This is a genomic window from Pedococcus sp. P1_H8 (assembly GCF_056405175.1).
This window is the reverse complement of sequence record NZ_JBFUCP010000506.1, coordinates 1-353: the sequence shown is the minus strand read 5'-3', so window position 1 is coordinate 353 and position 353 is coordinate 1. Positions and strand designations below refer to the sequence as shown.

Here is a 353-nt window from a genome sequence, read left to right as displayed (position 1 = left end):
CCACGCCGGCGAGGCCGACGAACTTCCACAGGTGCCTGCCTTCGATTCCCATCGCTCTAGGCTAGGTGGATGAGCAGGCGGATGCACGAATCACAGGTGAGCCTGGACGTGGCGGTCGAGGCCACCCGGACCGGCGACATCTGGATCTTCCGTGGACATTCCGGCGCGGACCGGGCAATCCAGACACTGACCAACAGCCCCGTCAATCACGTCGGGATGTCGGTGGTGCTCGACGACATGCCGCCGCTGATGTGGCATGCCGAGCTCGGACATTCGTTGCAGGACATGTGGACCGGGCGATTCCAGCGCGGCGTCCAGCTGCACGACCTGCGTCAGGCCGTGCAGGTCTGGGG

Annotated in this window: 1 pseudogene; it reads left to right on the top strand. The window is 65.4% G+C overall.

The window, feature by feature from the left end:
* Positions 1 to 69: 69 nt before the first annotated feature.
* Positions 70 to 353 (top strand): annotated as a pseudogene (locus tag AC1DYG_RS21070) (hypothetical protein); the annotation flags it as partial.